We start from the raw sequence: 22885 nt of genomic DNA, 5'->3' as shown, positions 1-22885 counted from the left end.
GTCCCTGCAGAGGGGCGCGGCGTTTTCGTTTGCGGGTCTGTATGCGCTCAGAGCGTGGCAGCGGAGCTCAGGCGTCTGGCCTGCTTGAGGAAGAGGGTCAGGTCGCGTGCCGGCAGTGGCTTGCTGTACAGGTAGCCCTGACCTTCGTGGCAACCCTGGGCGATGATGTAGGCCTCCTGCTCGGCGGTTTCCACGCCCTCGGCGATGACCTGCATGCCCAGGCTCTTGCCGAGCTGGATGATGGCGCGAACGATGGTGGCGTCATCCTCGTCTTCCAGCAGGTCCTGCACGAAGCTCTTGTCGATCTTGATCTTGTCCAGCGGCAGGCTCTTCAGGTAGCTCAGCGAGGAGTAGCCGGTACCGAAGTCGTCGATGGCGATCAGCGCGCCGGAGCGGCGCAGGCTGAGCAGGTGCTGGGCAGCGGTGCTGATGTCTTCCATCAGGCCGGTCTCGGTCACCTCCAGCTCCAGGCTCTTCGGCGGCAGGCGATAGACCTGCATCAGGTTGTTCACCACCCGGGGCAGCTCGGCGTGGTGCAGTTGCACCGTGGACAGGTTGACCGCCATGCGCAGGTCGCTGAAACCCTGGTCGTGCCATTCACGCAGCTGGCGGCAGGTCTGATCGAGGATCCACTCGCCGATGGGGATGATGGTGCCGTTCTGTTCCGCCAGCGGGATGAACAGGTCGGGCGGGACGAACCCGTGCTGCGGATGCTGCCAGCGCAGCAGGGCTTCGACGCCGACGACGCGATGGTCGCGGTAGTCCACCTGCGGCTGGTAGACCAGGTGCAGCTGGTTCTGCGCCAGTGCGTCGCGCAGGTCCTTCTCCAGCTCGCGACGGCGACGCATCTCGCTGTCCACGCTGGCGATGTAGAACTGGTAACGGTTGCGCGAGCGGCTCTTGGCCAGGGTCATGGTCTGTTCGGCTTTCTGCAGCAGCTTCTCGGTGCTGTCGCCGTCTTCGGGGAACAGGGTGATGCCGATGGTGGCGCGCAGGCGCACTTCGTGCTGGTCGAGCAGGAAGGGCAGCTCCAGGTCGTCGAGCACGCTCTGCGCCAGCTCGGCGGCCTCGTAGGGTTGTTCGATGTCGGCCTGAACCAGGGCGAACTGGTCACCGCCCAGGCGCGCCAGGGCGCCGAGGCGCCCGCTGTGGCTGCGCAGGCGGTCGGAGAGGGCGAGCAGCAGCTGGTCACCGCTCTGGTAGCTGAATTGCTCGTTGATGCCCTTGAAGTCGTCCAGGCCGACGCAGAGCACGGCGACGCGGCGTTGCAGACGGCCGGCGTCTTCGAGGATCTGGTCGAGTTGCTGCTGCAGTTGCTGGCGATTGGGCAGGCCGGTGAGGAAGTCGTACTGGGCCATGCGCAACAGGCTGTTCTCGGCCTCGCGGCGCAGGTGGGTATTGCGCTCGATGGAGGCCAGCAACTGGTTGGCGGTATTGATCCACAGCCCCAGTTCGTTCTGCTCGTTGCCCTTGAGCATGGGCAGCTTGTGTTCGCTGGGGCGGTCGGGGTTGATGTTGGTCAGGTGCTCGATGATCTTCGACAGCGGCTTGGTCAGCAGCCAGTGATAGACCAGATAGAGCACCAGGCCCATGGCCATGGCCCGCAACACGCCGGAGACGAAGATGATCACCGAGTTGGTGACGAAGCTCTCGCCATAGGCGGCGGTGTCGAGGGTGATGTTGAGGTCGCCGTAGTACTCGCTGTAGGGACCGCGCCCCACCAGCTTGGTGGAGAACTGCTGTTCCTGGCCGAGGATCGGGTCGGTCAGCCAGCGTGTCGGTATCTGCGCCAGATCCCGGCTGCGCTCGGCGAGCATGGGTTCGTTGGGATGGCCGATGGCGGCGTAGCGCACCGACTCGTGCTGGAACAGCCCCTCGATGACCTGCATGCCCATTTCCCGGTCCAGGCTGTACACCGCCTGGGTCGAGGGGTCCCGAAACATGCCGAGGATGCGCTGGGCGTCGTTGGATACTGCCTGGCGCGTCTTGTAGGCATCGAACACGATCTGCGCGCAGCTCAATACCACCCCGACCACCAGTGCCGAAAGCAGCACTACGCGGAGCAACTTGAGCGACAAGCTGTTTTTCAATTCCAGCTTCAAAGGCAATTCCTTATGTCGATGCTTACAGCGTCAGTCAGACGAGAGTATTGGCAATCTCGTTCTAGCCGTCAAAGGGCCATCATGCCTGGTGGCACTTTTTATTCCATAAGGAACGGTCCTGGTGCGAATCGATGCCATCGGCATGATTCCCTGCTTTATGTCGGTGCGATTCTGCCGGACTTGAGGCCCTTGGTCGCCTTGGCCGTTCGTCGGCCCTGTGCCGGCTGAGGCGCGACATCCCTTGGCACTGGATGCTGGCACAAGAGTTGCGAAGTCCGGGCATCGATCGGAAGGGGGGTCGTGATGAAAACACTCGTGCTGTTGCTCGTCGCCGTCGGCTTCGCCCCTCAGGCCCATGCCGCCTCGGAGGAGGCTGCCAATACGGCCTGGCTGGTGCTGGCCAGCGTGCTGGTGTTCTTCATGCAGGCGGGCTTCGCGTTGCTGGAGAGCGGCATGTCGCGGGCCAAGAACGCGGTCAACGTGATGATGAAGAACTACATGGACTGCTGCGTCGGCGGCATCGTGTTCTGGCTGCTGGGCTTCGGCCTGATGTTCGGCGCCAACCTCAGCGGCTGGTTCGGCATGAGTCACTTCGCGCTGAACCAGGCCGAACCCTGGGATTACACCTTCCTGCTGTTCCAGATGATGTTCGCCGCGACCGCCGCCACCATCGCCAGCGGTGCGATGGCCGAGCGTACGCGCTATGGCGCCTACCTGGTTGGTGCGTTGCTGATCAGTGGCGTCATCTACCCGATATTCGGCAGCTGGGTATGGGGCGGGATGTACGGTGGTCAGGGCTGGCTGGCCAAGCTGGGTTTCGTCGACTTCGCCGGGTCCACCGTGGTGCACAGCATTGGCGCCTGGTGCGCGCTGGCCGGAATCCTGGTGCTCGGGCCGCGCCTGGGGCGTTTCGCCGCCGATGGCACGCCGCGCATGATTCCCGGGCATAACCTCGGCCTGGTGGCGCTGGGCGGTTTCATTCTCTGGGTGGGCTGGTTCGGCTTCAATGCCGGCAGCAACCTGGCGGTCAGCAGCAGCCTGGGGCTGATCGCCCTGAACACCCATCTCGCCGCCGCCGCCGGGGCGCTCGGTGCGTTGCTGGCACAACGCAGCACCGCCAGCCCGATACTGCTGACCACGACGGTCAACGGCTCTATCGGGGGGCTGGTCGGCATCACGGCGGGGTGTGCCAGCATGGCGCCGGGGTTCGCGCTGCTCAGTGGCCTGGTCGCCGGCTTCGTGGTGGTCTACGGCATGCGCCTGCTCGACCGCCTGCAACTCGACGATGTGGTCGGCGCGGTGCCGGTGCACGGCTTTGCCGGTATCTGGGGCACGCTGGCCGCCGGTTTGTTCTACCAGGGCGACCTGTTCAACTGGGCGCGGGTCGGCGTGCAGGCCCTGGGGGTCGTGGCGGCCTTTCTCTGGGCGTTTCCGCTGTCCCTGCTGGTCTACCTGCTGTTGGCCAAGACCATCGGCCTGCGTGTCTCCACGCAGCACGAACAACGTGGGCTGGATTTCGCCGAGCATGCCGAGGTCGGCTACCCGGAATTCAACCAGACGCAGACCTTCGATAGCGAGCAGTGGTCGAGGAGGGGCTGAGGATGAGACTGAGTCTGCGGCGTCGGGCGATCTACACCGGGCTGGTCGGGCACTTCTCGGAGGAGGAGGTGTGGCCGTTGCTGGCGCTCTGGGAAAACAAGTACGCGGAGCAGCCACCTTTCGCCCTGAACGAATTCCTCGCCGAGGTGGTGCTGCGCACCGAGCGCAAGCTGGAGCGCGCCCGCCTGTACCGGGAGCTGGTGGGGGCGTTGACCGGCCCGCCTTCGCAGTTGCTGCCGGACCCGGAGGAGCAGCTGGCCGCATGGCGCCAGGGGCGCAACGAGGCGGTGAGGCGGGTGGCGACACCCGATGCGGCGGCGCAGGCGACCTTCCTGGCCCTGGGCCAGGCCTTGCTGGAGCAGCTCGATGCGGCGCAGCAGGCGGCCTTGCGCGGGTTCGCCGCCGGCAACCTGGCTGGCATGGAAGTGGGGCCGGAACTGACCACGCAGCTGCGCACCTGGTTCGAGCAGGGCAGTGCCGATGGCATCGCCGCACTGGGCCTGGAGCAACTGCGCAAGCTGCTCAATCTGCTCTATATCGGCTTGTGCGAGTTTCTCGGGCCGGTGCGCGCCGACCGTGTGCTGAGCCAGGCGGTCAGTCGCGTGGAGGAGCGCGGGGCGGCGTTCTCGCCGAGGCGCCTGCTGTGAATGCGGGCGGCAGATACGAAAAACCCGGCCATCGAGGCCGGGTTCTTCGGATTACGGGGCTTGAACTCAGGCCGCGTAGTTCTGGGCGACGAAGTCCCAGTTGACCAGGTTCCAGAACGCCTCGACGTACTTCGGACGCAGGTTGCGGTAGTCGATGTAGTAGGCGTGTTCCCAGACGTCGCAGGTCAGCAGCGGGGTGTCGCCGCTGGTCAGCGGGCAGCCGGCGCCGATGGTGCTGGCCAGGGCCAGGGAGCCGTCGGCCTTCTTCACCAGCCAGCCCCAGCCGGAGCCGAAGGTGCCGATGGAGACCTTGCTGAACTCTTCCTTGAACTTGTCGAAGGAACCGAAGGCGGCGTTGATGGCATCAGCCAGGGCGCCGGTCGGCTGACCACCGCCGTTCGGCGACAGGCAGTTCCAGTAGAAGGTGTGGTTCCAGATCTGCGCGGCGTTGTTGAAGATGCCGCCCGAGGAGGTCTTGACGATTTCTTCCAGGCTCTTGCCTTCGAACTCGGTGCCCGGCACCAGGTTGTTCAGGTTTACCACGTAGGTGTTGTGGTGCTTGCCGTGGTGGAATTCCAGGGTCTCGGCGGAAATGTGCGGCTCGAGAGCATTCTTTTCGTAAGGCAGCGGCGGCAATTCAAAAGCCATGGTCTATCTCCTACTCAGGTCGTGTGCGGTATGCGCAAGGCCGATCACGGGCGGCCCGTAAGCGGCGTGGAGTCTGTACTCCTTGCGCCGCAGACTCGCGATGATAGCACCCGGTCTCGGCCATAACCACGCAACATCTGTGTGGGAAAGCCGATGCCAGGGCCTTTGCGTCAGCGCGTTGGACCGTCCCGGGCGACTAAAGTGCGCCGGCTTTCTTCCAGGCCAGGTAGCTGCTGACCAGCTCCGGTCCCAGTTCTCCCGGACGGGCGTCGAGCACCGGCACGTCGTGCGCGGCGAGGCGCTCGTGCAGGTCGGCGCGGGCGTTGAGGTAGTCCAGCGTGCCGCAGTAGGCGATGGCCTGGTCGAACTGTTCCACCGGCGTCTGGCGCAGGCGGTCCAGTGCTTCCTCGCGCAGGCTGGCGATCAGCACCCGGTGCTGGCGCGACAGGCGACGCACGGCGGCGAGCAGTTCGTGGTCGTCTTCGTCGCGCAGGTTGGTCACCACCACCACCAGCGAGCGACGACGCTGGCGGGCCAGCAGCAGGTCGGCCGCCGCGCTGAAGTCGGCCGGCAACTGGCTGGTTTCCAGGTCGTAGACGGCGTTGAGCAGCACGTTCAGCTGCGCCGGTCCCTTGACCGGGGCCAGGTAGCGCGGCTGCTGGCTGGCGAAGGTCGCCAGGCCGACGGCGTCACCCTGGCGCAGGGCCACGTAGCTCAGCAGCAGGCAGGCATTGAGGGCATGGTCGAAGTGCGACAGCTCGTCGTCCTGGCTGCGCATGCGACGGCCGCAATCGAGCAGGAAGACGATCTGCTGATCACGTTCGTCCTGATACTCGCGGGCGATGGGTGTGCGCTTGCGTGCGGTGGCCTTCCAGTCGATCTGGCGCAGGGTGTCGCCGTCGCGAAACTCGCGCAGCTGATGGAACTCCAGGCCCAGGCCGCGACGGGGACGCTGGCGCACGCCGAGCTGGCTGAGCCAGTCGTCCACTGCCTTGAGTTGCGCGCCGTAGAGGCGGGCGAAGTCGGGGTAGACGCGGCTTTCACCCTCGAGCTGCAGCACGCGCCTGGCCTGCCACAGGCGCAGCGGGCTGGGCAGCAGCAGCTCGCAGCGGGCGAAGTGGAAGTGACCGCGTACCAGCGGCTTGAGACGATAGCTGACGCGCGTCTGCTGGCCGGGATGCAGGCTGATGCGCTGCGGCAGGTGCTCGAATGCCATGCCCTCGGGGACGTGATCGAACACCTCGATCTCCAGCGCCTGGGTGAAGTCGTGGTGAGCGGTCAGCTGCACCTCGCTCCAGCGGCCGAGCGGCAGGTTGCCTGGCAGTTCGCGCTGCAGTCGCGGCGAGGGGCGCTGACGCAGCCAGAAGCCGTCGATGATCGCGATCGCCGACAGCGCCAGCGCCAGGCCCCAGGCCATGGGGAGCAGGCTCTGCGCGAGGTCGACGCCGAGCAGGGGCAAGGCGCCGAGGAGCACCGCGGCGGCGAACAGGCCGGCGAGTAGCCCGAGGAGCAGGCGCGAGGGTTTCATAGGCGAGGAGCCGGCACCTGATCGAGCAGTTGTTGCAGCACCTGGTCCACCGACAGCCCCTCGATGTCCAGCTCCGGGGCCAGGCGCACGCGATGGCGCAGCACGGCCAGCGCACAGCCCTTGATGTCATCGGGCAGGACGAAGTCGCCGCCACGCAGCAGGGCACGGGCGCGGGCGCCGCGTACCAGGGCGATGGAGGCGCGTGGCCCGGCGCCCATGGCCAGGCCAGGCCAGCTGCGGGTGGCCCGCGCCAGGCGCACGGCGTAGTCGAGGACCTGATCGTCGAGTGGCAGGTCGCTGGCGATCTTCTGCAGGGCCTGCACGTCCTTGGCCTGCAGCAGCGTACGCAGCGGGCTGACCTCGAGCATGTCGGCCTTGGCCGAGCGGGTCACCTGGCGCACCATGTTCAGCTCTTCGTCCTGCTCCGGATAGTCCATGCGCAGCTTGAGCATGAAGCGGTCGAGCTCGGCTTCCGGCAGCGGGTAGGTGCCTTCCTGCTCGATCGGGTTCATGGTCGCCAGCACCATGAACGGCAGTTGCACGGGCAGGGCGCGCCCTTCGAGGGTCACCTGGCGCTCCTGCATCACTTCGAGCAGGGCGGCCTGGGTCTTGGCCGGTGCCCGGTTGATCTCGTCGGCGAGCAGCAGGTTGGTGAACACCGGGCCCTTGCGCAGCTTGAACTGCTCGCTCTGCATGTCATACACGGCGTGGCCGGTGACGTCACTGGGCATCAGGTCCGGGGTGAACTGGATGCGCGCGAACTCGCCGCCGAAGCAGCGGGCCAGGGCCCGCACCAGCAGGGTCTTGCCCAGGCCGGGGACGCCTTCGACCAGCACGTGACCGCCCGCGATCAGCGCCGTGAGCACGTCGTCGATCACCGCGCTCTGGCCGATCACCGCCTTGCGCAATTCGGCGCGCAGGGCCTGGGCCAGCTGGCTGGCACGCTGGCGCTGCTGCACCTGCGGGTTGCCTGGGGCGGCGGCCGGCGCGGCGGGAGCGGCGGCCTGCGGCGGAAGGTTGTCGGTATCGGGCGTCTGTTCACTCATAGGGCATTCCTGAGGGTTTGCAGGTGGGCGACCTGGCGGGTGAAGTCGCTGGCGGAAAGGCGTTGTGGTGGCAGCGGGCGCATGGCCTGGCTGATTTCCCTGGCGGGCAGCCGGGTCAGGCGACCGAGCACCTGCCACTGTTCGGCGACGGCGAGTTTCTCGAAGCCGGGGTAGCGGCGTCGGGCTCGGCGATTGATGTCCTGTTGCAGGTGCTTGAGCAGGCTCTGCTGGCCGCCGTGGCGCAGGAGGAAGTCGGCGCTGCCGCGCAGGTGCTCTTCGAGCTGGCGCCGCGCGCGGCTGGCAGGTGCCTGCAGCGGCCCGTGGCGCATGCCCACGTGCCAGAGCCCGGCTGCGATCAGCAGGGCGAGCAGGACCAGGGCCAGGGGGAAGTGGCGCAGCAGGAGCCTGGCCAGGCCATCGCTGTCGGCGTGGTAGACCAGGGTTACCGCGCTGTCCTGGCTGAGGTACCAGAGCAGCCAGGCGTGATCGTATTCGTCGATGTTGCGGTTCTGCCAGATCCACGGATCACTGAGCACGGTGATCAGGCCGTCGCCGTGATACAGCTGCAGCAGGTGCGTGGCCGCGTCGCTGTTGGCCCAGGCGTGGGCGCGGTTCTGTGCGTCGTACAGGTGGTAGTCGGTGTCGAAGGCGATGTAGGCCGGCGCCTCTTCGTTCTCCAGGTAGAGCTTGGTCAGCTCGGGATAGGCATCGCTGTCGTCGTGCTCCTCGTCCGCATCGCCGGCTTCTTCCTCTTCCTCGTCCAGCTCGTCGCTCATGTATTGCTGGATGCCGAGCAGGTCGAGCAGCAGGTCGCCGCTCTTGCCTTCCTCTTCGTCCCACAGGCGTTCGGCGATGAACAGCAGGTGACCGCCGTTGGCCGTCCACTGCAGCAGATGCTCGACCTGGCGTGGCGTCATGTCGTTGCGGTCGGTCAGCAGCATCAGGGTCTGGCCTTCGCTGGGCAGTCCGTTGAGCACGTCCAGGCCGTCGGCGCGCACGACCGCGATGCCCCGTCGGCGCAGGAAGTGCTCGGCCGCGAGGTAGGGGCTGCTGGCCACTTCCGGCGCTGGCCCGTGCTCGACCACTTCCTCGTAGGATTCCAGCTTGCCCAGCAGGTAGATGGCCAGCAGGCCGACCACCAGCAGCAGGCTCGCGCCAAGGGCGAAACCGACGCGCCGGCTCATGCGGGTTGCTCCGTGCCGAACAGGTCGCGCCAGCCCTGGCAGAGGTTCGGCCGCAGCGCCTCGGCAGGCGTGCGATGTCCGTAGGCCAGCGCCTGCCAGTGCAGGGTCAGCAGGCGGCTGTAGGCTTCCAGTTCCTGCTGCTGGAGCGCGACGACCAGTTGCAGCACTTCACCCTCGGTATGCGACTGCTTCAAGGGCAGGCGGTGTTGATGCAGCAGGCGGCTGAGCAGGGCGCGGTAGAGCAGGCCGAGGGCAGCACGTGGCTGCTCGGCCCAGAGGCGTTCGGCCTCGCTGGCGACGTCGTCGGGCAGGCTCTCCGGGGCCAGTTCCAGGCCAAACAGCTGCCTTGGCACCTCCACCTTGCGACGGCTGGGCAGGCCCAGGCGTTCACCGAAGGCCTGCAGCCATTCGCGGTAACGCCACAGGATGTAGGCCAGCAGGCACGCCAGGGCCGCCCACAGCAGCACTTCGAATACCTGCGCGACGATATCCAGGCTCTTCCACCATTCGCTCAGCTTGAACAGGTTCTCGATCATCTGCAGCAGGGCTTTCGCGTCTTCCGGGTCGGCCTCCTCGGCGGACTTCTCCTCACCCAGGCGCCAGCGGGTGACGGTCTCGCGATGCTGGAACGGCGGTTCGTCGAGCAGCGCTTCGATGTCGTCGCGAGCCGCCTGGCTGGTCAGCGGCTGGTGCAGCAGGCGTGGCGCGTCGGGGCCCTGGGCATCGACCGCTTCGCTGGCGGCGGGCGGCGTGTCGGCCCAGGCGTTGCCCGGCAGTTGCGTCAGCAGCAGCGCGCAACCCAGCAGCACGGCATAGGCGCTGCCGGTCAGGCGCTGGCGCAGGCGGCGGAAGGTCAGTTCGATGTCCCAGGCTTCCAGTGCCGTGCGGCGATTGAGGTAGAGGGTGAAACCACAGGCCACGTACACCGGCTCCCAGACGATCAGCAGCAGGACATAGAGCAGGTTGGAAAGGTGTTCGAGCCACAGCCACTCACCGCTGCTGGCGGCGATGACGCTTTCCCAGCTCCAGTTCAGCTCCACCTGCTGCGGCAGCATCATGTAGAACAGCACGATCAGCCCCATCCACAGGGCAAGCTCCAGGTGCATGCCGACCAGGGTCAGCCAGGTGGCCGCGGCGCTGTCGCGCTGGCCAAGAACCACCAGGCGCTGGCCGCGCGCCTTGCCGGACAGCCCTTCGAGTTGCAGCACCGGCAGGTCGAAGCTGCGCGTCGGGCTCAGCCGGCGCCAGGTCAGGCTGGCCAGCAGTTGCGGGCGCAGCAGTCCGGGCAGGGCGCGCAGGGCCTGTTTCAGCGAGGGGGTATTGCCGAACAGGGCGTGCGAGAGGATGTACAGCGGCAGGCGCTCGTAGGCAGGCTTGAGCCACCAGAACAGGAATACCGCCCAGCCCGGGTACTGCCACAGCACGGCGCAGAGCAGGGCGAACAGGGGCAGGGTGACCAGCGCCCAGCTGGCCATCAGCAGGCCGGCGTGGCGGCGCGCGAGCAGCACGCCAAGGTCCATGGCCTCCCAGGCGCTGCGCGGGCGAATGGCGACGCTGGCTTCAGTCAGGCGCATGCTGTCTCCGTCCGCCCAGCAGCAGGTAACTCAGCACCAGCAGCCACAGGCCGCTGCCGACGGCGTACTTGATGTCGGGGCTGGCGAAGGTGGTGGACGACCAGAAGGCCTCGATGAAGGCGGCCACCAGGAGAAACAGGATCACCCCGCAGACCAGCTGTATCGCCTTGCCGGCCGCCAGGCGAAGTGCCTCGCCACGGGGCAGGCGCCCGGGGGCCAGCAGGGCCCAGCCGAGCTTGAGGCCGGCGGCTCCGGCCAGGGCGATGGCGGTCAGCTCGAACGCGCCATGGCCGATGACGAACGACCAGAAGGGCTCGCCGTAGCCGATACGGGTCAGGTGGCCGGCCACGCCGCCGATCATCAGGCCGTTGAAGAGCAGGAAGAACAGGCTGCCCAGGCCAAGCAGCAGGCCGCTGGCGAAGGTCTGAAAGGCGATGCCGATGTTGTTCATGATGTAGAAGCCGAACATCATCCAGTCGTCGCCGGAGCCACGCTCGCTGAAGCGGCCGAGGCGACGTGCATCGGGGTCGTACATGTGTTCCATGTTGCTGACCTGATCGGGGCTGACCAGGCTGTAGATCAGCTCCGGGTAGAGGTAGGTCAGCAGCCCCATCAGCCCCAGGCTGCCGAAGAACAGCAGGCTGGCCACGCACACGCTGCGCCATTCGCTGCGTACCAGGCGCGGAAAGCCGCCGAACAGGAAGCGGATGATCTGCGCGCCCAGGTGGCTGCGGTGGCGATAGAACTGCTGGTGGCCGCGCATGGCCAGTTGCTGCAACTGATCGATCAGGTGGCTGCTGTAGCCACGCGCCTGGGCCAGGGCCAGGTGCTGGCAGAGCTGCCGGTAGTCGGCGGCGAAGCGGGTGCAGGCCTGAGCCTCGGCCTTGCCACGCTCGAGCGCGTCGAGCTGGCCGGCGAAGGCCTCCCAGTCGCTCTGGTGGCGGTTCTCGAACAGACTCTGTTTCATGGCGTGCTCCCCAGCAAGCCACGGGCGATGCCATTCAATTGCGGCTCCGCCTGCTCGGCGGGCACCTGCAACGGTTCGGCCAGCAGCGTCGCGAGTTCGGCCCGGCGCGCCGCGGACAACTGCTCGCCACGCTCGGCAAAGCCGAGCAGTGCACGTTGCTCATTGAGCGTCAGCGGGAACGGTGCCGGCAGCGGCTCCACCTCGGGCAGCTGCGGCTTGCTCAGCGGCGCGTCACGGTAGACCACCAGGGTGCCGGCGGCGATGTCGCCGAGACGCTTGAAGGCCGGGTGATTCAGGCAGCTGAGAATGCCCAGGGTGTAGCCGAACGGCAGCAGGTCGACGAAGCGCAGCAGGTTGCGGGTCAGCGAGGCGGCCCAGCCGATCGGCGTGCCGTCATCGTGTACCACGCGCAGACCGAACATCTGCTTGCCGGGCGAGCGGCCCTGGTTGAGCACCTCGAACAGCACCATGTACCACCAGGTGACCAGGAACAGCAGGATGGTGCCCAGGCCCATGCCGAACTGGCCGAGCAGCCCCAGCACGATGAAGGTCACGCCCAGGATCAGGCCGCGGATGGCCAGGTCGATGGCGAATGCCAGGGCGCGAGGCACCAGCCCGGCCGGACGCAGATGCAGATCGATGCCTTCCGGCGTTTCGACCTGATAGCGGGTGTCCAGGGGAGGCTGGTCAGTCGGAAGGCTTGCGCTTGAGCGTAAGGGCATCGGCGGAGGGTATCAGGGAAAGCCCGATGCTAGCGAGCAGCGGGCCACGAACGCAACCGGACCCGCATGGCGGGTCCGGGGCATCGATTTACTGGGCGGCAGGCAGCACGCCGAAAATGGTGCGGTACAGCACGCCCATGGCGACCACCATCAGCGGGATGCTCCAGATCAGGCCGATGCCCAGCGGGATGGCGCTGACCATGACGATCAGGCCGAGCACGATGAACAGGCCGAAGACCTTGAACCAGTGCTGCGTGATGGCCTTGCGCGAGGTTTCCAGCGCTTGCCACGGGGACAGGCCACGCTCGACCACCAGCGGGATCGCCAGCAGGTAGGCTACCGCCAGGTAGATGCCCGGGATCAGCAGCAGGAACATGCCGAGGTAGATCATCAGCATCATCACCACGGCGGTGATGATCAGCGGCACGGTACGGCCGAAGTGGCTGAATATTTCGTTGAAGCTCAGCGGCTGGTCGGCGGCGCGGCGGATGCCGACCATGTTGATGCCGGCCATGAACGGATAGGCCAGCGCCGAGGCCAGCAGCGAGATGAGGATTTCGCCGACGATCATCACCAGCATGTTCTCGCTCAGGGCGGTGAAGATGCCGACCACGCCACCGAGGATGAAGGTCGCTGCCAGCAGGACCACGTAGAACACCACGAAGCCGCCGATGATGATGCCCTTGGTGCCTTTGACCCGGTTCCAGGATTCGCTCAGCAGGTCGCCGATGCTGAAGTCGTAACCGCGCGCCAGCGCCTCTTCGATGCTTGGCGTACCACCCTGGGTGGATGGTTGCAGGTCACTGGCCGGAGCGGCATAGGGATTGGGGGTGGTTGCTTCACTCATGTCAGCATCCTTGTCGTTGAGTGGGAAGGGGGCGGTAATCCTAGTGGCAAGGGCGCGCGCCTTACAAGAGGTAGGCGCACGCGGATGCGATGGCTGTGCGCTGGTTCATGCTTCGCCCGGCTCGGTGCGCCCGGACGCGAATGGTAGACTCCCGGCACATTTGCCTCGGAGGGAAGCCGCCCATGACTGCCAGCATCTTCTGGTACGACTACGAAACCACCGGGATCAATCCGCGTTGCGACCGCCCGTTGCAGGTGGCGGGCATTCGTACCGATGAAGCACTCAACGAGATCGGCGAGCCGCTGAACATCTACTGTCGGCCCAGCGATGACATCCTGCCGCATCCGGCGGCCTGCCTGGTCACCGGCATCGATCCGCAACGCCTGCAGCAGCTGGGGCTCGACGAAGGCGAGTTCATGACGCGGGTGCATGCCGCGCTCGCGGCGCCGGGCACCTGCGGCGCCGGCTACAACAGCCTGCGTTTCGACGACGAGGTGACGCGCTACAGCCTCTACCGCAACTTCTTCGACCCCTATGCGCGGGAGTGGCAGGGTGGCAACAGCCGCTGGGACCTGATCGATCTGGTGCGCACCGCCTATGCTCTGCGCCCCGAGGGGATCGAGTGGCCGGAGGAGGCCGGGCGCGTATCGCTCAAGCTGGAGAGGCTGACCCAGGCCAACGGTATCGACCATGGCCAGGCCCACGACGCGCTCTCCGACGTGCGCGCGACCATCGGCCTGGCGCGCCTGCTGCGCGAGCGCCAGCCACGGCTGTATGACTTCCTGTACCAGTTGCGCAGCAAGCAGCGGGTGCTGGATCAGGTGCGCCTGTTGCAGCCGCTGGTGCATGTCTCCGGGCGTTTTTCCGCCGCGCGTCACTACCTGGCGCCGGTGCTGCCGCTGGCCTGGCACCCGCGCAACCGCAACGCGCTGATCGTCTGCGACCTGCAGGCCGACCCTGCACCCTTGCTCGAGCTGGACGCCGATACGCTGCGCGAGCGCCTGTATACGCGCCGTGAGGACCTGGCAGAGGGTGAGGCGCCGGTGCCCTTGAAGTTGTTGCACATCAACCGCTGTCCGGTGGTGGCGCCGCTGTCGGTACTGCGTGAGTCGGACCGGCAGCGGCTGCAGCTGGACTGGCCCGCCTGCGAGCGTAACGTGCAGACATTGAAGGACGCACAGGCTTCCTGGCAGGCGAAACTTGCCGATGTCTATCGCGAAGAAGCCTTTGCCGGCAGTTCCGATCCTGAACAACAGCTGTACGATGGCTTCATTGGCGACCGTGATCGTCGTTTGTGCGAACAGGTGCGTAATGCATCGCCCGAGGCACTGGCCAGCGATAAATGGCCATTCGACGATATACGCCTGCCGGAACTGCTGTTCCGTTATCGCGCGCGCAACTTCCCCGGCAGCCTGAGTTCCGCCGAACAGCAGCGTTGGCTGGGGTTCTGCAGGCAGCGTCTGAACGATCCACAATTCGGTGCCCCCAATACCCTGGCGCAGTTTCACGCCGCGCTCGAACAGCTGAGTCAAGATTGCAATGCGCAGCAACTGCAACTTCTGCAGCAGTGGCAGGCTCATGCGCAGGCGGTGCAGGCGCGCCTGGCGTGAGGCCATGCAAGTGCCAGGGAGCTGTTGAACCGGGGCGCCAGTTGTCGGCTGGCAGCGGGGCGGTTTATTGCGCGGAGGTATACGCGGTGGCTGTGCCGGCGCTCATGTTGCGGGAACTTTTCGCCGGCCAGCGATAATTGCCTAAAGCTGTTTGCCCGGTCAGTTTCTACAAACGGACGGCAATAAAAAACGCCAGCATGGCTGGCGTTTTGCGCTGCGGGAAAGCATCAACCCAGCAGGGTGGCCCAACCTTCCACGACGTCAGCGCCCCACTTGGCTTTCCACTCTTTCAGGGTCTTGTGGTTGCCGCCTTTGGTTTCGATCACTTCGCCGCTGTGCGGGTTCTTGTATTGCTTGACCTTGCGCGCACGCTTGGTGGCTACAGGTTTGGCCGCACGCGTGCTCTTGCCAACTTTGGCTTCCGGGTCGAGCAGGGCAATGATGTCGCGCAGCGACTTCTGGTATTCGCCCATCAGGGTGCGCAGCTTGCCTTCGAACTCCAGCTCTTTCTTCAGCTTGTCGTCTTGCGACATGTTCTTCAGGCGTTCTTGCAGCTCTTTGATGTTTTCTTCGATGTTGCGGTATTCGTTGATCAGCGACATGGGCATTACCTTGGCGTGAATTATCTGTAAGGGTCAACAGTGAGTGAATAATAGGCGTGCACTTATAGCAAGTAAACAGCGGGGGGTGAAATAACCGAGTTGTGCTGAAACTTCCCGTGTCGTCGCGCTTAGTTCAGTTTGCCTATTTCCGGAGTTTTCCAAGTTTCCCGCTTGGCAGTGCGCCGATTCTTGCGCGTTTGCAGCGCCTGTATTCAATGCGCCGTCAGCCGCGCCGCTACTGCAGTTTTTCAGGCTTGCCGTTAGAATGGCCGCCTTTTGCGCCGTCCTTGGGGTTTTAGTTATGCGTACCTTCAGATTGATCATTTCCTGCCCTGACCGCGTCGGCATCGTTGCCAAAGTCAGTAATTTCCTCGCGACCTACAACGGCTGGATTACCGAAGCGAGCCATCACTCCGATACGCAGAGTGGCTGGTTCTTCATGCGCCACGAGATTCGTGCCGACTCCCTGCCGTTCGACCTGGAGGGTTTCAAGCAGGCCTTCGCGCCCATCGCACGCGAGTTCTCCATGGAGTGGCGTGTCACCGATTCGGCGCAGAAGAAGCGCGTGGTGCTGATGGCCAGCCGCGAATCGCATTGCCTGGCCGACCTGCTGCACCGTTGGCACAGCAACGAGCTGGATTGCGACATCCCCTGCGTGATCGCCAACCATGACGACCTGCGCAGCATGGTCGAGTGGCACGGCATTCCCTATTTCCATGTGCCGGTCGATGCCAGGGACAAGGCGCCGGCCTTCGCCGAGGTGGAGCGTCTGGTCAAGGAGCATCAGGCCGACGTCATCGTTCTGGCGCGCTACATGCAGATCCTGCCGCCGGCACTGTGCACCGAATACGCGCAGCGCGTGATCAATATCCACCACAGCTTCCTGCCGTCCTTCGTCGGCGCCAAGCCCTACCACCAGGCCTCGCTGCGTGGCGTGAAGCTGATCGGCGCGACGTCCCACTACGTGACCGAAGAACTGGATGCCGGGCCGATCATCGAGCAGGACGTCGTGCGCGTCAGCCACCGCGACGATATCGAGGAAATGGTGCGTCTGGGCAAGGACGTGGAGAAGATGGTGCTGTCGCGTGGGCTACGCTATCACTTGGAAGACCGAGTGCTGGTTCACGACAACAAGACGGTGGTTTTCGACTGATCTTGGCGCATGGGCCGGCTCGGTGCATGTCAGAGGAGAACGGCCATGCTCAAGTCCATCAAGGTTCGTGACTATATGACTCGGCGGCTGGTGACCTTCAGGTCGGATACCGATCTGTTCACCGCCATCAACCGGCTGCTGGAGCACCGTATTTCCGGGGCGCCGGTGGTCGATTCGCAAGGGCACCTGATCGGGCTGTTGTCGGAGAGCGACTGCCTGCGTGGCATCCTCTCCGGCGCCTACTACGAAGCCATCGGCGGCACCGTCAGCTCGTACATGACCACCCAGGTCGAGACGGTGACCCCCGAGGCGGACATCATCGAGTTGTCGGAGCGTTTCCTGCGCGGGCGGCGTCGGCGCATGCCGGTGATCGAGGACGGTCGCCTGGTCGGACAGATCAGCCGGCACGACGTGCTCAGGGCGGTCAAGGAATTCGCCCAGCATGAACGCGGTGCCGGCGAGGGGAGTGGCAATGAGCGATCCGTTGGATAAGGCCACGTCCAAGGCGCCGCCGACACTCGGTGAAGGCTGCGTGCGGCGCTACGACCCGGATGCACTCGGCGACGAGGATGGCACCGATTTCCCCGACGCTGCGGAGCTCTGGCGGCAGCTGCAGGAGCAGCAGGAACGAACCTCCGGGCAGGAATGAAGAAAGGGCGCCACGGCGCCCTTTCTCATGAGCCAGATGTGCCTCAGATGCGGAAGCTGTCGACCAGGTGCTTGAGGCGCACAGCCTGCTGCTCCAGGTCGCCGCAGGCACGCAGGGTGGCCTGGAGGTTCTCCACGCCCTCCTGGTTGAGGGTGTTGATTTCGATGATGTCCATGTTCAGCGACTCGATCACCGAGGTCTGTTCTTCCGTGGCGGTGGCCACCGACTGGTTCATGCCATCGATCTCGCCGATGCGCGCGGTGACCGTGCCCAGCCGTTCGCCGGCCTGGTTGGCGATCTCCACGCTGTCTTCGCTGTAGCGCTGGCTCTCGGTCATGGTGGTGACCGATTCGCGTGAGCCGACCTGCAGCTCTTCGATCATCTTCTCGATCTCCTGCGCCGACTCCTGGGTGCGGTGCGCCAGGTTGCGCACCTCGTCCGCCACCACCGCGAAGCCGCGACCGGCCTCGCCTGCGCGAGCGGCCTCGATCGCTGCGTTGAGGGCGAGCAGGTTGGTCTGCTGGGAAATGCTCTTGATCACCTCGAGAATCTGGCCGATGTCCACGGTCTTGCTGTTGAGCATCTCGATCTTGGCGCAGGCGTCGCTGATCTTGTCCGACAGCTCGCTCATCGAGCGGATCGCCTGTTGCACCACCTTGCCGCCGTCCTCGGCCTGGTGACGGGCATCGGACGCCTGGTTGGAGGCGTCCGCGGCGTTGCGCGCGATCTCCTGGGCGGCGGCGCCGAGCTGGTTGATCGCCGCCGCGACGCTGTTGGTGCGGCTGGCCTGTTCATCGGAGTTGGCCATCGACGAGTTGGAGGCATTGACCACCAGCTTGGCCACTTCGTTGACCTGCACGGTGGCCGACGACACCTCGCGGATCGACGAGTGGATACGTTCGACGAAGCGGTTAAAGGAGCTGGCCAGGGCACCGAATTCATCACCGGATTCGATGTCGAGGCGCTTGGTCAGGTCACCCTCGCCCTGGGCGATGTCCTCCATGGCCTTGCCCATGGTGATCAGCGGTCGCATCAGCACGCGAATGAGCAGGCCCAGCAGGCCGATGATCAGCACCACGGCGATGATCGTGACGATGATCGCCGAGGCACGGAACTCGGTGAGCATCGAGTAGGCCTTGGCCTTGTCCACGGACAGGCCGATGTGCCAGCTGACCGAGGGCAGCCCCTTGACCGGCGTGAAGGTCAGGATGCGCTCGCTGCCGTCCAGTGTGGCTTCGCTGAAGGCGTTGCTGATCACGGGGGTGTTCTGTGGATAGACGTCCTTGAGGTTCTTCATCACCAGGCTCTTGTCCGGGTGCACGAGAATCTCGCCGTCGGAGCTGACCAGGAAGGCATAGCCGATGCCGTCGAAGTCCAGCGCGTTGATGATGTCGACCAGGGTCTGCAGGCTCAGGTCGCCGCCCACCACGCCTGCCGACTGCGCTGGCGTGGCGATGGTGATGATCAGCTCGCCGGTCGCGGCGTCGACGTAGGGCTCGGTCAGGGTGGTGCCACCAGCGGCCTTGGCGTCCTTGTACCAGGGGCGCACGCGAGGGTCGTAGTCGGCGGGCATTTCCTCGTCGGGGCGCATGGTGAACTCGCCGTTCTCGGTGCCGAGGTAGGTGAAGGCGAAGGACGAGGTCAGGGCCTTCTGCTCCAGCAGCTTGGTCACGCGCTCCGGCGAGCTGTCGTTGCTGATCGATTGCGCGGCACTTTCCACCAGCAGGATGCGCCCGGACAGCCAGTTCTGGATGTTGCTGGCCATGACGTCGCCCATTTCATGCAGGTAGTTTTCCAGGTCGTCGCGAATGGCGTTGCGCTGCAGGTAGTCGTTGTAGAGGGTGAACAGGGAAAAGGCGACGATCACCACCAACGACGCGGCGAGCAGGATCTTGTGGCTGAACTGCAGGTTTTTAGTCATATCGTCTTGCTTCCGGAGGCCTCTGGAACCAGTCTTGTATTCCACCGCGGCACAATGCGCTGCGCCGCGTAGCTGCCGTGGCACGAGCGCACCGCTGTTGCTTTCAAGCCTGTATCGTCATAGTTGCAGTAAAGCTTTAACCCAGGGGATGGCAAGATGCCTGTGAATTCGCAGTTCGTATTGGGGGCGGGTAGCGACGGTCAGGCCGTCGGCCAGCCGTTGCGTCTGGCCAACCGTCACGGCCTGATCGCCGGGGCGACCGGTACCGGCAAGACCGTGACCTTGCAACGCTTGATCGAGACCTTCAGTGATGCCGGCGTGGCGGTGTTCGCCGCGGACGTCAAGGGTGACCTCTGCGGTCTCGGCGCCGCTGGCACGCCGCAGGGCAAGGTCGCCGAACGCATCGCCAGCATGCCCTGGCTGAATCACCAGCCGCAGGCGTACCCCGTGACCCTGTGGGATGTGCATGGTCGCAGCGGTCACCCGTTGCGCACCACCCTCAGCGAGATGGGCCCGCTGTTGCTGGGCGCCCTGCTGGAGCTGACCGACAGTCAGCAGGCGGCCCTGTATGCGGCGTTCAAGGTGGCGGATCGCGAAGGCCTGCTGCTGCTCGACATGAAGGACCTGAAGGCGCTGCTCGGCCATCTCAAGGACAACCCGGCGGTGCTCGGCGAGGATGCCGCGCTGTTCACCAGCACCTCGGCGCAGGCGCTGTTGCGCCGCCTGGCGGGCCTGGAACAGCAGGGCGCCGAAGCCCTGTTCGGCGAGCCGGCGCTGCAACTGGAGGATCTCCTGCATCCGGATCGTGACGGCCGTGGCCGCATTCATCTGCTCGATGCCAGCCGCCTGGTGCACGAGGCGCCGAAGGTCTACGCGACCTTCCTGCTCTGGCTGCTGGCCGAGCTGTTCGAGCAGTTGCCGGAACGGGGCGACGCCGACAAGCCGGTACTGGCGCTGTTCTTCGACGAAGCGCATCTGCTCTTCGAGGGCACGCCGAAGGCGCTGCAGGAGCGTCTGGAGCAGGTGGTGCGACTGATCCGTTCGAAAGGCGTCGGGGTGTATTTCGTCACCCAGTCGCCCAGCGACCTGCCCGATGACGTGCTGGCCCAGCTCGGCCTGCGTATCCAGCATGGCCTGCGGGCGTTCACCACCAAGGAACAGAAGGCGTTGCGCGCGGTTGCCGACGGCTTTCGCCCCAATCCGGCGTTCGACAGCCTGAGCGTGCTCACCGAACTGGGGATCGGCGAGGCGCTGGTCGGCACGCTGGAGGACAAGGGCACGCCGGCCATGGTGCAGCGCGTGGCCATCGCGCCGCCGCAGTCACGCATCGGGCCGCTGAGCGAGGCCGAGCGCGCGGCGCTGGTGCGCCAGTCGCCGTTGGCAGGGCGCTACGACAAGCCCATCGACCGCGAGTCGGCCTACGAGCTGCTGACCGCCCGTGCCGAAGCGCGCCAGGAGGCGCCGGCCAAGACCGCGCAGAAGCCGCAGAAGGCCGAGCCCGGGCTGGGCGACATGGCCGGCGAGCTGATAGGCAGTGCGATGAAGAGCGCGCTGCGCCAGGCCGCCAACCAGATTGGCCGGCAGTTGGTGCGTGGGCTCATGGGGTCGCTGCTCGGCAGCAAGAAGCGCTGAGCGGAAGGGCGCTAGCTGTGTAAACCCAGTACGTTGTTCAGTGGAAGCGGTGCTCTGCTGATCGGGGGCAGGTATCCGAGGCTGGCGTGCAGTCGGTGCCAGTTGTAGTGATGCAGCCAGGGCAGCAGGTGCGCTGCTCGCTGCTGTGAAGTGTAGTAGCTACGGGCATAGGCCCATTCACGCAGGCTCGTTTGGATGAAGCGCTCGGCCTTACCGTTGGTGCGTGGCGTATAGGGCTTGGTACGGATGTGTTTCAGCCTGAGTCGAGCACACAACCGTTGAAACGCCCGGGACCGATAACAGGCGCCGTTGTCTGTCATGACGCGCCGAAAGCAGATGTTCAGCCCGCGGTAGTAGCGCAGTGCTTGCAGCAAGGCCCGGCAGGCGCTGCTGCCGCGCTCATCTGGATGCAGGCTGGTGAACGCCAGTCGGGGCGCATCGTCGATAGCCACGTGCATGAACTCCCAGCCGGCGCCGTCGGAGCACTGCTGACGGTCGCCAGTGACTCGATGCCCGGGTTTCCAGAAGCGGCCAAGCTTCTTGATGTCCAAGTGCAGGAGATCGCCAGGATTGGCGTATTCATAACGCACCACCACAGGAGCGGGTTCCAGCTCAGCCAGCCGATGAAAGCCGGCCTGCTTGAGGCGGCGGGCCACGGTACTGACGGCCAGGCCGAGTATCTGAGCGATCTGCCGGTAAGTCTTGCGAGAGCGACGTAGCTCGATCAGTTGCTCGACCAGAGCGATTGCCGTGGCATGGGGGCATGAGTGCGGACGTGATGAACGATCCATCAGGCCAATCTCACCTTCCTCACGAAAGCGTTTGAGCCACTTGTAGGCTGTACGCACACTGACGCCAGCGGCTTGTGCCGCATCTTCGACTCGCAGACCGTTGAGCATGCGCTGCACGAGAAGGGCTCGACCTCGCGGGGTAAGACGGGCATGTTTATGCAGGTTCATCCGGGGCTCCTGGAAGGCTGTGTTGGTCGCGCTTCCAGAATTCCGGGAATGCCCCGGATGAACAACCTACTGAGAGATCACAGCTAGCCGGCGGCTTCGTCGGCGGCGTCCTGCTTGTCCTGGCGTTCCTTCTCGATCTTCTCGATTTCTTTGTCGAAGGCCTGGTCGAGCAGGCTGGGTTTCTTGCGCCAGGGTTTGCGGTCGGGGTCCGGTTGAGCGGCGTAGGTGATGACCTCACCGCCGTATACATCCTTGTAACGCTGCGCCTGGCGCTCTAGTTCTGCGCGCAGTTCGTCTTTCGTCACGGGGTTTACCTGTAGGTTCCTGATCGATCCAGATGACACGCGCAATACCAGGTCGATCAGTTTCGGCCTGGCGTGCATGGAAAGTTCGCGTCGACTGGCGGGGGAGCGTGCAATGCGGCATGACATGCCGGCATCGTTCTCCTGTCTCGGTTGTTACGAGTATCTGTAACTATTCGTCGAGAAAAGTTGCGTGGTGCAACGGAGGCGTATTATCGCCGACGTCCGATGAATGTCCAGTGATCAGTTGGTCAGCGCCTGGTAGTGCAGGGTGACAGTCAACTGGCAAGTTTGCCCGGGTTGCAGCAAGTGCAGCCCCGGACGCCCCGGCAGATGGTGGGCGTTGACCGGGTGGCTGACCGGCTCGAAACAGAAGAAGGGCTGGTCCTGCGGGCAGAACAATAGAAATACTTCCGTGCCCTGTGCTTCGCAGAGAAGTTGGTAGTCGCCATCGTGCTGAATGATTCGCGCATGACCGGGCCACCCGCTGAAGGCATGGTCGACAACTTGCGCCGGTAATGCAGCGGGGGCGTCGAAGTTCCAGACTTCGGGCAACTCGATCCAGCGACTGGACAACTTGTTTTCATCACTTAACCAGACACCGCTGGCATGCACCTGCAACTGTGTGTGGGCGTTGCGTGGCAGGTAGGGATGCAGGCCGAGACCATACCAGGTGGGCTGGCTCCCCGCATGGGTGGCTTGCAGGCTCAGCTGCAGGCGCCCCGCATCGAGCCGCACCTGCAGGTCCGCGTGGTAGGGGAAGGGGTGCTGGCTGTGCAGCTGCAGCCGGGCGCTGTCCGATGTCACGTTGACCACCTGCCAGGGCTGCTGCCAGGCACTGCCGTGTATGGGCAGTGCCTCATGCTCGGTATTGGCCTCGAGCGCCTGCCAGCCAGCCGGGTTGTCGAAGCCGCCGCCGCCGATGCGGTTGGACCATGGCAGCAACGGGTAGCAGGCCAGGCGTCTGGGATTGCCGGCGGCCAGCGCGAGGTCGTCGCTGTGGCGCAGCAGCGGGCGGCCATCGCTGCGCCGACTCCAGTTGACCAGGCTGGCGCCCAGCTCCGGGGCCAGGGTCAACTGGGTGAGATCGTCGCCTAACGTCAGCAAGGTCGTCGCCATGTGCCGCCCCTGAGCCTGGATTTGTCGGGAATTCATAGTGTCATCGTACAACCGCTGGGCTATCATTGCCGCAC

At 65.2% G+C, this 22885-nt stretch carries 21 protein-coding genes; 7 read left to right on the top strand and 14 right to left on the bottom strand.

Features of this window, described 5'->3' with window-relative positions; genetic code table 11:
* Nucleotides 1-47: 47 nt before the first annotated feature.
* A complete protein-coding gene (locus JLK41_RS18475; RefSeq protein WP_037049246.1) occupies nucleotides 48-2102 on the bottom strand; it encodes a putative bifunctional diguanylate cyclase/phosphodiesterase in 2055 nt (684 codons plus the stop codon).
* A 303-nt stretch (nucleotides 2103-2405) separates the two neighbouring features.
* Between JLK41_RS18475 and JLK41_RS18470 the strand changes: the two genes are divergently transcribed.
* Both JLK41_RS18470 and JLK41_RS18465 read left to right on the top strand, forming a co-directional pair.
* Nucleotides 2406-3701 (top strand): ammonium transporter, encoded by a 1296-nt coding sequence (locus tag JLK41_RS18470; RefSeq protein ID WP_210389555.1) that lies wholly within the window; start codon nucleotides 2406-2408, stop codon nucleotides 3699-3701.
* Nucleotides 3702-3703: 2 nt separating this feature from the next.
* Nucleotides 3704-4348, top strand: coding sequence for a hypothetical protein (locus JLK41_RS18465; protein WP_037049242.1), 645 nt, complete (start codon nucleotides 3704-3706; stop codon nucleotides 4346-4348).
* Nucleotides 4349-4414: 66 nt separating this feature from the next.
* Here the strand turns inward: JLK41_RS18465 and sodB are convergent, their stop codons facing one another.
* The 8 genes from sodB to JLK41_RS18425 form a co-directional block, all read right to left on the bottom strand.
* Nucleotides 4415-4996, bottom strand: coding sequence for a superoxide dismutase [Fe] (gene sodB / locus JLK41_RS18460; protein WP_037049239.1), 582 nt, complete (start codon nucleotides 4994-4996; stop codon nucleotides 4415-4417).
* 196 nt (nucleotides 4997-5192) lie between these two features.
* Nucleotides 5193-6524 carry a DUF58 domain-containing protein gene (locus JLK41_RS18455; protein WP_037049237.1) on the bottom strand — a complete coding sequence of 444 codons (1332 nt, stop codon included), beginning with the start codon at nucleotides 6522-6524 and terminating at the stop codon, nucleotides 5193-5195.
* Nucleotides 6521-7570, bottom strand: a complete 1050-nt coding sequence (locus tag JLK41_RS18450; RefSeq protein ID WP_037049236.1) for an AAA family ATPase — start codon at nucleotides 7568-7570, stop codon at nucleotides 6521-6523. Before JLK41_RS18450 ends, JLK41_RS18455 begins: the two co-directional genes overlap by 4 nt.
* A complete protein-coding gene (locus JLK41_RS18445; protein WP_150606043.1) occupies nucleotides 7567-8754 on the bottom strand; it encodes a DUF4350 domain-containing protein in 1188 nt (395 codons plus the stop codon). Before JLK41_RS18445 ends, JLK41_RS18450 begins: the two co-directional genes overlap by 4 nt.
* Nucleotides 8751-10328, bottom strand: coding sequence for a DUF4129 domain-containing protein (locus tag JLK41_RS18440; protein ID WP_210389554.1), 1578 nt, complete (start codon nucleotides 10326-10328; stop codon nucleotides 8751-8753). Before JLK41_RS18440 ends, JLK41_RS18445 begins: the two co-directional genes overlap by 4 nt.
* The gene (locus JLK41_RS18435) at nucleotides 10315-11295 is read right to left on the bottom strand and encodes a stage II sporulation protein M (RefSeq protein WP_037049695.1); all 981 of its coding nucleotides are present in this window, start codon (nucleotides 11293-11295) and stop codon (nucleotides 10315-10317) included. The genes JLK41_RS18440 and JLK41_RS18435 overlap by 14 nt, the downstream gene beginning before the upstream one ends.
* Entirely contained in the window at nucleotides 11292-12017 is a 726-nt protein-coding gene (locus JLK41_RS18430; protein WP_210389553.1) for an RDD family protein, read from the bottom strand. Before JLK41_RS18430 ends, JLK41_RS18435 begins: the two co-directional genes overlap by 4 nt.
* A gap of 88 nt (nucleotides 12018-12105) precedes the next feature.
* Nucleotides 12106-12864 carry a hypothetical protein gene (locus JLK41_RS18425; RefSeq protein WP_134677100.1) on the bottom strand — a complete coding sequence of 253 codons (759 nt, stop codon included), beginning with the start codon at nucleotides 12862-12864 and terminating at the stop codon, nucleotides 12106-12108.
* Between the two features lie 182 nt (nucleotides 12865-13046).
* Here JLK41_RS18425 and sbcB point away from each other — a divergent pair, with 182 nt between their 5' ends.
* Nucleotides 13047-14474, top strand: coding sequence for an exodeoxyribonuclease I (gene sbcB, locus JLK41_RS18420; RefSeq protein WP_210389552.1), 1428 nt, complete (start codon nucleotides 13047-13049; stop codon nucleotides 14472-14474).
* Nucleotides 14475-14701: 227 nt separating this feature from the next.
* Here sbcB and mvaT read toward each other — a convergent pair whose 3' ends face one another.
* Complete coding sequence (mvaT, locus tag JLK41_RS18415) at nucleotides 14702-15076, bottom strand: histone-like nucleoid-structuring protein MvaT (RefSeq protein ID WP_037049221.1); 375 nt, start codon at nucleotides 15074-15076, stop codon at nucleotides 14702-14704.
* Between the two features lie 301 nt (nucleotides 15077-15377).
* Here mvaT and purU point away from each other — a divergent pair, with 301 nt between their 5' ends.
* From purU to JLK41_RS18400, 3 genes are read left to right on the top strand one after another with little or no spacing between them, the layout of a single operon-like run.
* Nucleotides 15378-16229 (top strand): formyltetrahydrofolate deformylase, encoded by an 852-nt coding sequence (purU, locus tag JLK41_RS18410; protein ID WP_134677102.1) that lies wholly within the window; start codon nucleotides 15378-15380, stop codon nucleotides 16227-16229.
* A 45-nt stretch (nucleotides 16230-16274) separates the two neighbouring features.
* A complete protein-coding gene (locus tag JLK41_RS18405; RefSeq protein ID WP_037049210.1) occupies nucleotides 16275-16721 on the top strand; it encodes a CBS domain-containing protein in 447 nt (148 codons plus the stop codon).
* A complete protein-coding gene (locus tag JLK41_RS18400; RefSeq protein WP_167519182.1) occupies nucleotides 16702-16878 on the top strand; it encodes a hypothetical protein in 177 nt (58 codons plus the stop codon). Before JLK41_RS18405 ends, JLK41_RS18400 begins: the two co-directional genes overlap by 20 nt.
* A 43-nt stretch (nucleotides 16879-16921) precedes the next feature.
* Here JLK41_RS18400 and JLK41_RS18395 read toward each other — a convergent pair whose 3' ends face one another.
* Nucleotides 16922-18799: a methyl-accepting chemotaxis protein gene (locus tag JLK41_RS18395; protein WP_210389551.1), complete on the bottom strand. Its 1878-nt coding sequence runs from the start codon at nucleotides 18797-18799 to the stop codon at nucleotides 16922-16924.
* 156 nt (nucleotides 18800-18955) lie between these two features.
* Between JLK41_RS18395 and JLK41_RS18390 the strand changes: the two genes are divergently transcribed.
* The gene (locus JLK41_RS18390; protein WP_210389550.1) at nucleotides 18956-20431 is read left to right on the top strand and encodes a helicase HerA-like domain-containing protein; all 1476 of its coding nucleotides are present in this window, start codon (nucleotides 18956-18958) and stop codon (nucleotides 20429-20431) included.
* 11 nt (nucleotides 20432-20442) lie between these two features.
* Here the strand turns inward: JLK41_RS18390 and JLK41_RS18385 are convergent, their stop codons facing one another.
* The 3 genes from JLK41_RS18385 to JLK41_RS18375 all read right to left on the bottom strand — a co-directional run bounded on the left by JLK41_RS18385 (nucleotide 20443) and on the right by JLK41_RS18375 (nucleotide 22811).
* Nucleotides 20443-21390 carry an IS481 family transposase gene (locus JLK41_RS18385; RefSeq protein WP_210389549.1) on the bottom strand — a complete coding sequence of 316 codons (948 nt, stop codon included), beginning with the start codon at nucleotides 21388-21390 and terminating at the stop codon, nucleotides 20443-20445.
* A gap of 83 nt (nucleotides 21391-21473) precedes the next feature.
* Nucleotides 21474-21695, bottom strand: coding sequence for a hypothetical protein (locus tag JLK41_RS18380; RefSeq protein WP_037049204.1), 222 nt, complete (start codon nucleotides 21693-21695; stop codon nucleotides 21474-21476).
* A gap of 240 nt (nucleotides 21696-21935) precedes the next feature.
* Nucleotides 21936-22811, bottom strand: coding sequence for an aldose 1-epimerase (locus tag JLK41_RS18375; RefSeq protein ID WP_210389548.1), 876 nt, complete (start codon nucleotides 22809-22811; stop codon nucleotides 21936-21938).
* Nucleotides 22812-22885: the final 74 nt, after the last annotated feature.

It is taken from the genome of Ectopseudomonas khazarica (assembly GCF_017915135.1).
GTDB lineage: Bacteria > Pseudomonadota > Gammaproteobacteria > Pseudomonadales > Pseudomonadaceae > Aquipseudomonas > Aquipseudomonas khazarica.
The sequence above is the reverse complement of the archived record's forward strand: the minus strand, read 5'-3'. Positions and strand labels throughout refer to the sequence as shown.